Genomic DNA, 14,114 nt, shown 5'->3' on the forward strand with positions numbered 1-14,114 from the left:
GATCACAGCAGAATGATTTGGTTTGCTTATTGAAATTTTTTGAATCAGTACAACAGGGCACCTGACACCGATGACGCTCAAAAGCCTGATACACTGAACCGCTCTACCGTCATATGAGGATGTGATTATGAGCAAGACTTCCTACACTCCGCCCAAGGTATGGAAATGGGAGGCTCCCAGCGGTGGTGCCTTTGCCCACATCAACAGGCCCGTGGCCGGCGCCACCCACAAGCAGGCACTACCGGTAGGCAAGCACCCGCTACAGCTTTATTCCCTGGCGACGCCCAACGGGGTCAAGGTCACCATCATGCTGGAAGAACTGCTGGCACTGGGCTTTGACTGTGCCGAGTACGACGCCCATCTGATCCGTATTACAGAAGGCGATCAGTTCGGCAGCGGTTTTGTGGCCATCAATCCCAATTCCAAGATACCCGCCCTGGTCGACCACAGCGTAAAGCCGCCACAACGGGTATTCGAGTCAGGCGCCATACTGCTCTATCTGGCGGAAAAATTCGGCGTATTCCTGCCTTCTGATCCGGCCGGACGCACCGAGTGCTTGTCCTGGCTGTTCTGGCAAATGGCCAGTGCCCCCATCCTGGGAGGCGGCTTCGGCCATTTTTATGCTTATGCACCGGAAAAGTACGAGTACCCCATCAATCGCTATACCATGGAGGTTAAACGTCAGTTGGACGTGCTGAACCGACGGCTGGCCGAAAGCCCCTACATCGCCGGCGAGGAATACAGCATCGCCGACATGGCGATCTGGCCCTGGTACGGCGCCCTGGTACGCAACCAGGTTTATGATGCCGCCGAATTCCTCTCGGTTCACGACTACCCCCATGTCCAGCGCTGGGCAGAGCGTATCGCCCAACGTCCTGCCGTGCAGCGTGGTCGTATGGTCAATCGGACTTGGGGAGAGCCGGCCGAGCAGTTACACGAACGTCATGATGCCAGCGACTTCGAACTGAAGACTCAGGATAAAATGGCCGGCGACTAAGCCGGGCTGCCCTAACCCGGAGCACGACCAGGCAGACTTCTCCGGGAAAAAGATTGTCGAAAGGCAAAACAGACGCCAAGCTGGGAGATATTTTGTTTTCCGGTAACTGTCATGCCTTTTCAGCACATTCTGCAACAGACCTTTGGTTTTTCCTCGCTGCGCCCGGGCCAGCAGCAGGTGATAGAGCAGTTGCTGGCCGGCCAGTCGGCGGCGGCCATCTTCCCCACCGGCTCGGGCAAATCGCTGTGCTACCAGTTGCCGGCGCTGCTGCTGCCGCACCTGACTCTGGTGATCTCGCCCCTGCTGGCGCTGATGCAGGATCAGCTGGCCTTTCTGCGCCGGCTGAACATTCCCGCCGCCAGCATCGACTCCAGCCAGGGCTGGGAAGAGAGCCGGCGGGTGATGCAGGAGGTGAGCGAGGGCCGCATCAAGATCCTGATGATCTCGGTGGAGCGGCTGAAGAACGAGCGCTTCCGCCAGTTTATCGGCCGGGTGCCGCTGTCCCTGCTGGTGGTGGACGAGGCCCATTGCATCTCCGAATGGGGCCACAACTTCCGCCCCGACTACCTCAAGCTGCCCCAGTACTGCCAGCAGCTCGCCATTCCCCAGGTGCTGTTGCTCACCGCCACCGCCACCCCCAGGGTTATCGAGGATATGCAGCAAAAATTCGCGATCCCTAAGGAAAATGTAGTGATCACCGGCTTCTACCGGCCCAACCTGCAGTTGCAGGTGCTGCCGGTGGACGAGCAGGACAAGGCCGCCGCCCTGCAGCAGTTGCTGGCGGCAGAGCCCAGCTCGCCCACCATCGTCTACGTGACCCTGCAGCACAGCGCCGAGCAGCTGGCCGAGCGCCTGGCGGCGGCCGGCATCCCCGCCCGGGCCTACCACGCCGGCCTGGAGCAGGATCTGCGCAAGCAACTGCAGCAGGATTTCATGCAGGGACGGGTTCCCTGTATCGTCGCCACCATCGCCTTCGGCATGGGAGTGGACAAGGCCGATATCCGCCGGGTGATCCACTACGATCTGCCCAAGTCCATCGAGAACTACAGCCAGGAGATCGGCCGGGCCGGGCGCGACGGCAACCCTTCCACCTGCACCCTGCTGGGCAACCGGGCCGGGCTCAACGTGCTGGAAAACTTCGTCTACGGCGACACCCCCGAGCCCGCCGCCATCCGCGCCCTGCTCGGGGAACTGCAGCAGGCCGGCCCCCAGTGGGAACTGATGCCGCTACGGCTCTCCAACGCCACCAACATCCGCCTGCTGCCGCTCAAGACGCTGCTGGTGTACCTGGAGCTGGACGGCATTATCGAGCCGCAATACAGCTATTTCGCCGATTATCGCTTCAAGTTTATCAAGCCGCGCGAGGAGATCCTCGCCGCCTTCCAGGGCGAGCGCCAGGCCTTTCTGCGGCAGTTGTTCGACGGCTCGCCCCAGGCCCGCAGCTGGTGCCAGGTGAATTTCGAGGCCATCCGGCAGCGCGCCGGCGGCGAGCGGCAGCGGGTGATCCGCGCCCTCGACTACCTGCACCAACAGGGCTGGATCAGCCTGGAAAGCAAACAGATGATCGAGGTGTACCGGGTGCTGCAGTCCGGTTTCGATCCGGAGGCGGAAGCCGCGCGGCTGCATGCCCTCTTCCGGCAGAAGGAGCGCAGCGAGCTCAGCCGGCTGGAGGAGATGATCGACTTCTTCGAGAGCGACGACTGCCTGAGCCGGCGCCTGGCCGGCTACTTCGCCGACCACCAGGCCCCGGCCCGTTGCGGCCACTGCTCGGTGTGCGCCGGCCGGCCCGCCCGGCTGCCGGCCCCGGCGTTGCCGCCCCTGCCCGCACCGGCACAACTGGAGCAGTGGTGCCGGGCGCTGCAGCAGGAGGATGGTACCCCGCTCAGCGCCCACAGCCTGGCCTGCTTCCTGTGCGGCATCAGCACGCCCCTGCTCAACCGGCTCAAGGCCAGGGGCAAGCCCGGCTTCGGCGCCCTGGAGCGGCAGCGGTTCGGGGAGGTCGTCTCGCTCGTGACGCCCTGAGGGCATGTTCCCGGAAGATTTGGTCACGGTGTGGTCACGAGGGGTGATTTGACAGGTTGAGTAGGGGGGATTTTACTAAAGGCAGAAAAGCAAGAAGCCCTTAGCTATCAACTAGCTAAGGGCTTCTTATAAGTGGCGGAGCGGACGGGGCTCGAACCCGCGACCCCCGGCGTGACAGGCCGTGCCAGTCAGATAATCTTAATATACATCATTCTACACTAAACGTAACCCTTTGATATAAAAGGCTTGGTCTTGGCCGGCTAGTTCTGCAGATTTAGCATCAATCCAGATCAACCACGTGGTCACGGTCACAGATTATGAGTTTTTTCAGGATCAACAATTGATCTGCTTTAGTGCGCCGCGCACACTGACATTAGCTCATTTTTCCGTCAGGAGTCACTATGCCGGCAGCTGTTTTCGCTAACCCGAACATCCATGTTGAACTCCACCCTGCAGCTCATTCGGCGTATGAATGGTGCATGCAATATCCGCAGTGGATCAGTTGGTCTGACCTGCCTCAACCGATCATTACCGGACTGAGTAAAGAGCCTCTGCGTGGCGTCATGATCAAAGAAGGTGAATCAGAGGAAGACAAAAAATCGGAGCGGCATTTTAAGCTTTTCTCGCCACTGTGGTCGATACATTTATGGCCATCAGCGCAGCCACCAAATGGCACTCTACTCGTCAGTTTACGCCCACAAGAAATCTCGGATGAGGAGGTCGAAACCGCTGCCTGGCTGTCCGCCCTGAGCTCTCTTTTGCTGTCAGTAAATCATCACCAAATTGCCGAAATCCGTGACGCACTTGCGGCACATATGCCGATCAAAATGCACCGAAAACTGCTCGGCTCGAAGACGCTGAGTGACCCTATGCTGTGTCGATGGTTAGGCATTTCACGTGGTACGTTAGTGCAGCAACGACAGAGGAAAGTCGTTCGTGAAGATGAAGCAATAGCGGAAGTTCCGCAATCAACTGATGAGCTAATCGCCGCGCTGAAAAAACCTCGGAGCTCAAATGACTGAGCACTCATCTCGCTCCCACAGGCGGAGACTCATTACCCAAACCATCGCCCCTAAAAAGCTGACGAAATGGCATCGGCAGATCGTATTTTTGCGTCTCGCTCAGCTCTGTGCTCCCCTGCTGGAGCACTTCGAAAATGACCTGGTTTTGTTCACCGACTCGCTCGAGCAGCGTCTGCACAATGGGGCACAACAACCGCCAAAAGTTGCCAAGGAACTTCTTATCGCGTACCGGCATTTTCGGAAAAATGAGCTACTGACTTTCGCTCCGTATGCTGCTGCACTATGTGCTCCTTGGCCGCGTATCGATGACAATGAAAAATACGCCGAGTGGTTGGGAGTGATAGTACTTTGCTGTTGTCAGTTGCACATTCAAGGGCAGCACGATTCGGCAATCAGTTCAGCACTTCGAGAAGTCCGGCTGATTGCCAACGATGCCAAGCATGCGGGCATCTTTAAGCAGCTTCCCGTGCCCACAAGTTGCTCTTCGCTGGCCGAGCTGGGAGAGCAGCTGGAGGTACTCCGCCAGCACTATACCCAGCCGAATATTGAATCTGCTGGTATCGGCTATCTCTCCGTGGCAGTCAGAAATGCAGCCCATCTCAGACAAGGAATCGTCCGGCACCGAAGAATCAAAGTACCGGAATTTGCAGAGCCTGAACGCATCACGCCGATACCATTGGAGCCGGTCGATGACTCCGGTCTTGAAGTTGAACTACTGCAAGCCATTCCCGAAACACCTGACAGTCAGGCTGCCGACGAGCAGATGAAACTGGAGCCAGGCAAAACAGTGCGCGTTCATGACTCGCGGCAGCGCCAGCAAACACTGGCCATGATGGCGCAGCAAGGTCAGCGCTTCGCCGAGCAGCTCGCCAGTCGTCAGCAATCACTGCCCTGCAGTTTCGAACAGCTCACCGAATGGGATATTCAACACCTCCTCCAATACACCCTGGAAAAGCTGGAGCAAAAAGACGTACTGGCTGGCTGGGTGTTGCTTGCCCTGGTCACAGGGCGAGACCCGACCTGGTTACACGCCCGAGCCAAGCAGTGGAAATCTCTCAGACTGATAAAGGACTGGCCCTGTGTGCAACTACACCACCATGTGCCGGCCAGCCAGCAGCCGGACATGCTGGAGGGGATCTTGCCGGAGGTCTCTGGCCATTTCTATCGGTCCCTCCCTATTCAGTTATATGACTGGGTAAAGCAATTTTCCCCCTCGATAGGCCCGCCGACTGCAAGCGAGTGTCGAGCCTGGCTCAAGCACATCAATAAACAGCATCTGACTCGCTTGACGCTGGGAAGAATTGTGCGATTTATGGAGCATTGGTGCCTGAATCATGGCATCGATCGGGTCATCATCGCTTTGATGCGGGCAGAACCCCATCAATCCCGCCCTGCCCTGTCCTACAGCCATCTGCATCAGGATGCCCTGGTGGAGTGTCATTATCGGTATGTAAACGCCATTTTCACCATGGCCGGCCAAGAGCCGGGACTGCCCGCTCAGCGACAAACGGAATTGTATCTTGGCAGCCGCCTGCATCTGTCAGAATCAGTGCTCGGCAATCTGTTTGATATATTGGCATCACCACTGAAGCAAAAGCGTGATATCTGGGCTGTTCATAATGACTACACCTGCTATGTCTGGACAGTATTGGCTTTCGCCACGGGCCACCGGGACGTGACCGCCCCGCTGGGGCAAATCACCGATTACAATCCGTATCAACGCACCTGGTGGATCAGTGATAAAGAGCGGCGTCATGGGCTGGCGGCCAGAACCTTGGTTGTTCCACCCACCGCGGCCAAACAAATTGAACACTATTTGGAGCATCTTCGCCAGCTGCAGGTTCACTGTCGCTTTTTGGCACCAGAGCTGGCAGCACGTTGCCAGCAGGCGCTGGATGGCAGTGGTAACCTGCTATTTATCCTCACCGATAAACAGGATGCCAAGTTGCCTGCCGATCTCACCCCATCCCTGCTGGAAGGCCTGCTGCAGGCTCGACTCCCCTGGTCCAGAAACTGGGCCCGCCATCATTTACGCTCAGAGCTGACCAAACGCAGTGTTAATCCCGAACTGATCGACGGCTGGATGGGGCATGAGGAAATTGGCGAAGAAGCATTAGGACGGCATAGTTTTTTGAGCATGGCGGACTGCAGGGAGATTGCAGATGTCATTGAGTCCATTTTTGTTAATAACAAAATAAAGGCGCTTACCGGATGGACAACCCACTGATCTTACCTGCCTCTCGGCAAGCCGTCATGGCCATGCTGGGTCGGGAACATCGCAAGGCCAAGCGCCAGCAGCGAGATGAGCAGGTACTGCGGGCTGCCATCAGTATCGTGCGCCGGTATTTGCCCGGCATATTGCGCACCCCACCCGACGCCCATGGATTTGATGAGACCTGGCCACGAATAGAGCTGTCTCTGCAGGATGAACTGAAAAGCGAGAGCGCCTACCGTCATGCCTACAGCTTTTTATGCCGGCAGCTCGAGGCCGGAAATCGCAAGGGACTCTGGTCGGTACAGGTACCACCACCGTACATTACGTTACGCAGAAGACGCCCCGCCCGAACCCTGACTTGGCAGCATAGCTCTCGGCAGATAGCCGAGGCGGAGCACCGTTGGTTCACCGGTCTGCAGGCAGGGCGGCTTGAGCCTGATGGGCTGTTTGCCCGGCTACTACTTTCCATGGTGCTCTACGGAGGACTCAACCGCCCGGCACTGTGGCCAGCATTAGCTCAGGCACTGACCAAGCCCAAGCCTCTCAAGGGGAATAACGAATGTTGCTGGCTGGTTCTGGAACGCGTTCCAGGTCGTCATCAGGCCAGCAACTTGTATCTTGAAGAGCCAGAGACCGGCGAGCTGATTGCGCACTGCGAGATCCTATATGTGCCCGATACTCTCAGTCTTGGGCTGTTACGGCAGTTTTTACTGCAAAAGCCGTCAGACTGGCAGCCTCCCGGCACGTCTGCTGAGTGCCTGACGCTGCTGAACCGAGAGCTGGGGATACAGGTTTCCAAAATGCAGCTGGCCTATGGTGGTATCACCGTCGCAGAACACCAAAAAGGGATTGAACTGCCCCAGGTGCTGGTAGAGTACGCTACCGGCCGCCAACCCAGCGCCAGCCTGCCTTATTGTTACTGGAAACGACTGCTTCAACCGGGCCTGCTTCCCTGTAGTGTGACCACCTTTGACCAATTCACGACCTTTCCTTCCCGGTTAACCCAACAACCCCAGAAGCAAGCCAATCACCGCCCCAAACCGTACTTAATCAGTCAACTACGGGAGCTGTTAACTCCCGATCCTGCCCGTAATAAAAGCAAGCGTGCCATCATCAACGCGTTGCATGAACTCAGCTGCGAGCCGCTGGTGCTCCCAGAGGCCACCCTGGTCAGCTGGTTGCTGAATCACCTCGAAGACAGGGGCAACGCCCTCTCCACAGCCAAACGCTATCTCGATGCGGTTGCAGCCGAGTGGCTAAACACTACCGCTAACCAGGACTTGCTCAGCTACTGCAGTGAAGACTTTCATGACCTGTATCTATCAATACTCAACCGGCCTCGTAGCCAGCAAGACAGGGAATATCGGGCGGGCCGGCTGGAAGACCTGCATTTATTTGGGGTTAAAGTGCTGGGTTTTTCTCCCTTGCCGGAGCCATTGCAGGAGGGGAGCGATGTTATTGTCCGGATCAGCTCAGCGGTGGTGGATGAGCCCCTGTTTTCTGCTCTGTTAAGGCAGTTCCAGAGCATGGAAGATCTTGGTGAGCATTTGCGCCGCACCTACCTTTGCTTTCTGATCATCGCGTACCGCACCGGCCTAAGGCCCGGTGAAATTGCCAAACTGCGCCTCTGCGATATCGAGCCCTCTGCCACGGCATGGCTGTTTGTGCGTAACAACCGATACGGCAGTAATAAAACCGAGGCGGCATTGCGCAAGGTACCGCTATATCCCCTGCTCACCGAAAAGGAGTACGAACTGGTCAGCGAGTTCATTGGGGAACGTCGCCTGAATAGCGAAAAAACCACCCAATTGCTATTCCATCAACCAGAAAACCCCTATGAGCCCCTGGATACCATGGCGCTGTCGCTTGCGGTGCGTACCATACTGGGAGAACTCAGCGGAGGCTTGTATTACCGACTCTATCATCTGCGCCATAGTGCCCTGTCCCGGTTACAGTTGCTTCTGCATGAGGATTACCTGAGTCTGCCAGAGGCCATGGATGCGTTACTGCCTTACAGCGTTACTAAACGGAGAGAACTTCGTACCCTCATTACAGGGCAGAGCCGGCTGCGAGACAGATATTCGGCCCTGGCAGTGTTTGCCGGACACAGCAGCCCGGATACAACACTCAGCACCTACCTGCATTTTACTGACGTGCTGCTGGGACTGCACTTGAGGCATAACCAGCGCGCGCTCAATGCCGATCAGGCTCAGGCGCTGCTGGGGTTCAGGCCATTCCGTATCAGCCAGCTGCAGCAGGAGGGCCTGCCCATCACGCCGGCACACACTGCCGACTATATGCGCAAACGCCTCTCAGGCTACATCGAACCCGTACGGTTGCCCAAGGCGGCACAAATCACGCATCCTGACGTCCCGCTCCCCTCCGGGAACAGCAGTAAATATGAGCCCATGCTGGCGGTGCTGACCAAAATTCAGGCCGGCTATGATCACCGGGAAATCGCCTGGTTTTATCAGTTGAGTACCGAGCAGATAGAGGCGTGGCATCAAAGCGCCCTGGCACTGCGGGCCCTGACTACGGAAAAGCAACTTTCCAGGCTGTTTCCCCGCAGCCGCCGGCACCAGCTACTGCCTCCCGAACCGGTGGGCGTGGCAGAAAAGCGCGATGTGGCCAAGGCACTGGCTGGCTGCAGGAAGCTCTATCAGTCTCCTCAGGAGCGGGACGAATTACGCTGGCTGATCCGCTATACCCTGACTCACTGCAACAGCTCACGCTCCGGCATCCGTTTCGACGATGCGGACACCTTTCACCGCTACATGACCGTCGCTACTCAGCTGTTTGACTGGCCGCGCTGGCGGCTGCAGCTGAGGTACACTGACAAAAACATCATTGAACGCTGGCAGTGCGGTCCACTATCAGTTCAGCCTTATCCCATGAAGCAGAAAGCGCGTTTTGAGCAAGGCTCCGGCTGGCTGACGCTGCGTCATCAGGAGGAAGCCGGCCGCAAAGAGCCGGACAAAAGCGGCTATGCTTCTCACAGCCTGCGCATCGTGCTGCACCGGCTCGCTATTATTTTGTTCAGGGCTGATAACATTGCGTCTTGGCAGGCAGAACCCGAACAGTCCGTTGGCATTAGCCTTGAAAGACAAAATGCAACCTAAGAAGTAGTTGGCCTATACGCGCTGAAAATGCGTCGTGTAAACGAATATATTAGCTACCCTAATTGGTTTGTAGGAACAGGCTCTGAACGACAGTCCATAACAAAATTTTTATCAATTCATGGGCTGGGCCGCGTAGGCCACGATCTCACAGAGCATTTCTTCTCGGGCCAGGCCGGCCACGATCATGGCGGCGCGGTTGGGGTAAGGAGCCTCGAAATACTCCGCATAGATCTTGTTGAACACCGGCAGTTGGTCTCGCGCGGTAACGTAGATCAGTACCTGGGTCACGTCCGCCATGGTCAGGCCGGCGGCTTCTACTGTGTGTTTGAAGTTATCCATGGTCTGGCGGACCTGGGCCTCGATGCCACCGTCCACTACTTGGCCGTCGGCATCGATAGGGATCTGGGCAGTATAGAACTGACCATTGGCCATCACGGCCCATTCCAGCGGTGCTTTGGAAGTAAAAAGATCGGTTTTTACGGCGGTTTTCATAGATGCTCCTTAATTGCAAAAATGAAAAAAGAGAGCGGCGCTTGCCGCTCAAAAGTAGTGCCCCGGTAATACAGCCGAGAGCGTGCTATGACGTCTTAAAGCCCCTGTTCAACGGCCATTTTTTTAATGATTTGCGGCGCCGTCCAAAGGGTCGGTAGTAGTACCAGCGATACCGGTACGGCGGTGACTACAATAAAGGACTGCAGGGCACTGATGCCGCCGGAGCCGATGGAGATCAGAATGGCAGCAACAACACCCATCATGACACCCCAAAATACTCGTACGGAGGCGTGAGGGTGGTCAGTACCGGTCATCACCATGGATACCGCGTAAGTCATTGAGTCACCGGTGGTGGCCACGAAAATAGTGGTCAACACCAGAAACAGCACTGAAATCATAAAGCCCATCGGTAACTGCTCGGTTATGGCCAACAGAGCGGCGGGCAGGTTAAAGCCGGTAAAGGGTCCAGACACGCTGCCAGGGTTAGCCAGTTCAAAAGCCAAACCACTGCCGCCCATGATGGTGAACCAGAAGCATGTAATCATGGGAGCAACAATGGAGATCAGCATGATCACCTGACGTACAGTGCGGCCTCGGGAGATTCGCGCCACAAACATGGCCATCAGTGGCCCGTAGCCCAAAAACCATCCCCAGAAAAATACTGTCCACCAGTCCAACCAGGCCGGGTCGGCGCGGAAGGTCGCCATGGGAATAAAGTTGTTCAGATACAGGCCAAAGGCGTTCAGGTAAGTATTGACGATAAAGGCGGTGGGACCGAAGAAGAAGATAAACAGCATCAGGGAGGCGGCAAGCACCACGTTGATATTACTCAGGATTTGAATACCACGAGTTACGCCACTGACCGCCGACAGGGTATAGATGGCAATCAGGCCAATCAGAATGCTGATCTGAGTGCTGTAGACATCGGGAATACCGAACAGTTTTTCCAAGCCAAAGCTGACCTGCAGACCGAGAAAGCCAATGGGGCCCACGGTACCGGCGACCACTGCCAGTACACAACTGGCGTCCACCAAGGCTCCCAGCCAGCCTTTCATGACCTTATCGCCAAATACCGGATACAGAAGTGTGCGAGGCTTCAGAGGCAAGCCTTTGTCGTAGTGCAAGTGCATAAACACCACGCCGGTCAGACTGCCCAATATGGCCCAGGCGAGAAAGCCCCAGTGCATAAAACTCTGGGCCATGGCGTTGATGGCCATGTTTATCTTGTTGGTCTCCCCGGCATAGAGGGGCGGCGGCGAGATAAAGTGGGCCATTGGCTCGGCGGCGGCCCAGAATACGCCACCGCCGGCCAGCAGGGTGCACATGATGATAGACATCCACTGAAAGGTGGACATTTCGGGGACGCTCAGGTTACCAAGGCGCACCTGTCCGCCACGGCCAATTGCCATGACGAGACCAATGAGAAAGGTCAGCAGTAGCAATACCTGCCAGTAGGCACCAAACAGCTTGGTGGAAGTGGCAAAGGCGCTGTTGACCAGCTGGGAAACCATCTCGATATCATACAGGGCTGCGGCCACAAACAGCAGCAGGGCACCGCCACTGATCAGGAATACCGGTAAATCGAGACTGGCAAGTAGGGTGGTTTTTTGGTTGATATCCTTATTCATGGCCAGGGTTGCCTCGGTTGAATTGCTCATGTTCGCCTCCATTATTTGAACATTTGCGGAGAAAGCGGGCGCTTTCTCCGTCATCCCTAGTGAGCAGCGGGTTTCAGGCCTGACTCGAGAAAGTTGAGCCAGTTCAGTCCCATGATGTTGGCCACGTCTTCCTTGCCAAAGCCTCTGGCCAGTAGCCCTTGAGTCAGGTTGGGGAAGTCGCGGCTGTCACGAAACCAGGACAGTGGGCGGGGCCAGTCAGCATTGGAGCTGGAGCCTTCGCCATAGTCCATGGTTTTTGACCAGCGACCGTTGCGCATCCATTCCAGTACCGACAACGGCTGGTTCTGGCACAGATCGGTACCGATACCCAGTCGCTCTACCCCCATCAAATCCGCGGTGCGGGCGATCATGTCGCAGTAGTCTTCCAGGGTGCAGTCCGGTCCGTTTTTCAGGTGGAACGGATAGGCACTGAAGCCCAGCAGTCCACCGGACTCGGCCAGTGCCTTGAGTACGGTATCCGACTTATTACGTTTGGCATCATGAAAGCTCAGCGGGTTGGCGTGAGAGATCACGATGGGACGCTCCGAGATCTCGATGGCCTCCAGCGTGCTGCGCTCGGCACTGTGGCTCATGTCCACTATCATGCCGACCCGGTTCATTTCCCGAATCACCTGGCGACCAAAACGGGTCACGCCGCTGTCTTCCGTTTCGTAGCAACCACAAGCCAGCAGGCTCTGGTTGTTGTAGGTCAACTGCATGATCATCAGGTTCAGATCCCGCATCACCTCCACCATGCCGATGTCATCTTCAATGGGTGAGCAGTTCTGTGCACCGAACATGATGCCGACCTTGCCTTCGGCCTTGGCTCGGCGAATGTCATCGGCGCTGCGCACCGGCATGATCAGGTCGCCGTGCAGTTCGAACTGTCGATTCCATTCGGCAATGCGCATCAGGGTTTCACGGATCTGCTCGTGATAGACAATGGTGGCATGCACCATGGTCACGCCGCCTTCGCGCAGCTGTTCGAAGATCTCCCGGCTCCAGTTGGAGTACTGCAGCCCGTCGATCACGATCATTTCGTTATGCAACTCTCTGCTCATGATCCCGCCTCCGTTATGCGCGGATGTAGGTGGTTTTCACGACGGTGTAGAATTCCTTGGCGTAGGCCCCCTGCTCGCGGGGGCCGAAGCTGGAATCCTTGCGACCGCCGAACGGTACATGGTAATCGGTCCCCGCGGTGGGCAAGTTCACCATGACGCAGCCGGTCTTGGCGTTGCGCTTGAAGTCGGTGGCGTATTTCAGCGACTGGGTGCAGATACCACCGGTCAGGCCAAAGTTGGTGTCGTTCAGGGTGGCCAGCGCCTCGGCGTAGTCCTTGACCTTGATCACACAGGCGATGGGGGCAAAAGCTTCTTCCCGGTTGATGGTCATATCGTTGGTGGTGTCCACAAGCAGCGCCGGCTGCATGTAGTAGCCCTCGATTTCTTCGTTGATCACTTCACCGCCGTATACCAGCTTGCCACCTTCACTTTTGGCCAGCTCCAGATACTTGAGGTTGGATTCCATCTGACGGCCGTCGGCCACAGCACCGATATGCACGCCTTCCTTCAGTGGGTGGCCAATCACCAGCTTTTTCATGCGTTCGATCACGGCTTCAACGAAGCGATCGTGAATGCCTTCGGTTACGATCAGGCGGGAGGAGGCGGTGCACTTCTGGCCGGTACCGCCAAAGGCACCGTTAACGGCGCATTCCACGGCGTTGTCGAGATCGGCATCGTCGAGCACGATGAGGGCGTTTTTGCTGCCCATTTCCAGCTGGCACTTGACCAGATTGCCGGCGGTGGCGGCGGCAACCTTGCGGCCGGTTTCCAGCGAGCCAGTGAAGGTCAGAGCATTGACCTGACGGGAGTTGATCAGCACGTCGCCCACTTCGGCACCCGGTCCCATTACCAGGTTGAAGGTGCCGGCGGGCAGGTTCTGGCGGGAGATGATTTCGGTCAGTGCCCAGGCGGAGGCGGGCACCTGGTTGGCCGGTTTCCACACCACGGCGTTACCAAAGGCCAGGGCCGGGGCGATCTTCCAGGCACCGGTGGCGGTAGGGAAGTTCCAGGGGGTGATGATGCCCACTACGCCGACCGGCTCGCGACGGGTTTCAATCTCGATGCCGGGACGCACTGAGTCTGCGGTTTCGCCCATCTGACGCAGCACTTCGGCGGCGTAATAGTGAAAGAACTGGCCTGAGCGGTAGACTTCACCGGCGCCTTCTGCCAGGGTCTTGCCTTCTTCCCGGGCCAGCAGCCGGCCCAGCTCGTCCTTACGGGCGATCAGCTCGTCACCAATGGCCATCAGCACACCGTAGCGCTGCTCCAGACCGCTTTTGGCCCATTCCTGCTGGCCCTGAACGGCGGCGGAGATAGCGGCTTGAGTCTGGGCGGCATCGGCCTGGGCATAGTGACCGATCACATCACTCAGATCGGCGGGGCTTATGTTGGCTATGGCGTTTGGGCCTTCAACCCACTCACCGGCGATGTAGTTACGAAATACGGAATCAGACATGACAGACCTCCTTTATCCTGTTGGAGCCATGATAGGAGTTGTGTTTTAATAATAAAAATTAATTAATGATAT

The 14,114-nt window shown here is 57.1% G+C and carries 9 protein-coding genes; 5 read left to right on the top strand and 4 right to left on the bottom strand.

Translation table 11 applies throughout. The features are described from left to right. The first annotated feature begins 127 nt into the window (after positions 1-127). The 5 genes from yghU (at position 128) to C7I36_RS15120 (ending at position 9,375) form a co-directional block, all read left to right on the top strand. Positions 128-997, top strand: coding sequence for a glutathione-dependent disulfide-bond oxidoreductase (yghU, locus tag C7I36_RS15105; RefSeq protein ID WP_106454521.1), 870 nt, complete (start codon positions 128-130; stop codon positions 995-997). 111 nt (positions 998-1,108) lie between these two features. Then, the gene (locus C7I36_RS15110; protein WP_106454522.1) at positions 1,109-3,019 is read left to right on the top strand and encodes a RecQ family ATP-dependent DNA helicase; all 1,911 of its coding nucleotides are present in this window, start codon (positions 1,109-1,111) and stop codon (positions 3,017-3,019) included. 401 nt (positions 3,020-3,420) lie between these two features. Continuing rightward, positions 3,421-4,041 (top strand): hypothetical protein, encoded by a 621-nt coding sequence (locus C7I36_RS17345; protein WP_146137346.1) that lies wholly within the window; start codon positions 3,421-3,423, stop codon positions 4,039-4,041. Next, positions 4,034-6,268: a hypothetical protein gene (locus tag C7I36_RS15115; RefSeq protein ID WP_106454523.1), complete on the top strand. Its 2,235-nt coding sequence runs from the start codon at positions 4,034-4,036 to the stop codon at positions 6,266-6,268. Before C7I36_RS17345 ends, C7I36_RS15115 begins: the two co-directional genes overlap by 8 nt. After that, positions 6,253-9,375 (top strand): tyrosine-type recombinase/integrase, encoded by a 3,123-nt coding sequence (locus tag C7I36_RS15120; protein ID WP_106454524.1) that lies wholly within the window; start codon positions 6,253-6,255, stop codon positions 9,373-9,375. The genes C7I36_RS15115 and C7I36_RS15120 overlap by 16 nt, the downstream gene beginning before the upstream one ends. 111 nt (positions 9,376-9,486) lie before the next feature. Here the strand turns inward: C7I36_RS15120 and C7I36_RS15125 are convergent, their stop codons facing one another. The 4 genes from C7I36_RS15125 to C7I36_RS15140 all read right to left on the bottom strand — a co-directional run bounded on the left by C7I36_RS15125 (position 9,487) and on the right by C7I36_RS15140 (position 14,042). Beyond that, the gene (locus tag C7I36_RS15125; protein WP_106454525.1) at positions 9,487-9,867 is read right to left on the bottom strand and encodes a RidA family protein; all 381 of its coding nucleotides are present in this window, start codon (positions 9,865-9,867) and stop codon (positions 9,487-9,489) included. A 95-nt stretch (positions 9,868-9,962) separates the two neighbouring features. Continuing rightward, positions 9,963-11,525, bottom strand: a complete 1,563-nt coding sequence (locus C7I36_RS15130; RefSeq protein WP_106454526.1) for a BCCT family transporter — start codon at positions 11,523-11,525, stop codon at positions 9,963-9,965. 56 nt (positions 11,526-11,581) lie between these two features. Then, positions 11,582-12,586, bottom strand: coding sequence for a dipeptidase (locus C7I36_RS15135; protein WP_219899669.1), 1,005 nt, complete (start codon positions 12,584-12,586; stop codon positions 11,582-11,584). A 13-nt stretch (positions 12,587-12,599) separates the two neighbouring features. Next, positions 12,600-14,042: an aldehyde dehydrogenase family protein gene (locus C7I36_RS15140; protein WP_106454527.1), complete on the bottom strand. Its 1,443-nt coding sequence runs from the start codon at positions 14,040-14,042 to the stop codon at positions 12,600-12,602. Between the last annotated feature and the right edge of the window lie 72 nt (positions 14,043-14,114).

It is taken from the genome of Zobellella taiwanensis (genome assembly GCF_003012795.1).
GTDB classification, from domain to species: Bacteria; Pseudomonadota; Gammaproteobacteria; order Enterobacterales; family Aeromonadaceae; genus Oceanimonas; species Oceanimonas taiwanensis.

Excerpts from the sequence above, each read along its gene's own strand:
- C7I36_RS15140 (WP_106454527.1), bottom strand. The coding sequence starts at position 14,042 with ATGTCTGATTCCGTATTTCGTAACTACATCGCCGGTGAGTGGGTTGAA.
- yghU (WP_106454521.1), top strand. The coding sequence starts at position 128 with ATGAGCAAGACTTCCTACACTCCGCCCAAGGTATGGAAATGGGAGGCT.
- C7I36_RS17345 (WP_146137346.1), top strand. The coding sequence starts at position 3,421 with ATGCCGGCAGCTGTTTTCGCTAACCCGAACATCCATGTTGAACTCCAC.
- C7I36_RS15130 (WP_106454526.1), bottom strand. The coding sequence starts at position 11,525 with ATGAGCAATTCAACCGAGGCAACCCTGGCCATGAATAAGGATATCAAC.
- C7I36_RS15125 (WP_106454525.1), bottom strand. The coding sequence starts at position 9,867 with ATGAAAACCGCCGTAAAAACCGATCTTTTTACTTCCAAAGCACCGCTG.
- C7I36_RS15115 (WP_106454523.1), top strand. The coding sequence starts at position 4,034 with ATGACTGAGCACTCATCTCGCTCCCACAGGCGGAGACTCATTACCCAA.
- C7I36_RS15120 (WP_106454524.1), top strand. The coding sequence starts at position 6,253 with ATGGACAACCCACTGATCTTACCTGCCTCTCGGCAAGCCGTCATGGCC.
- C7I36_RS15110 (WP_106454522.1), top strand. The coding sequence starts at position 1,109 with ATGCCTTTTCAGCACATTCTGCAACAGACCTTTGGTTTTTCCTCGCTG.
- C7I36_RS15135 (WP_219899669.1), bottom strand. The coding sequence starts at position 12,586 with ATGAGCAGAGAGTTGCATAACGAAATGATCGTGATCGACGGGCTGCAG.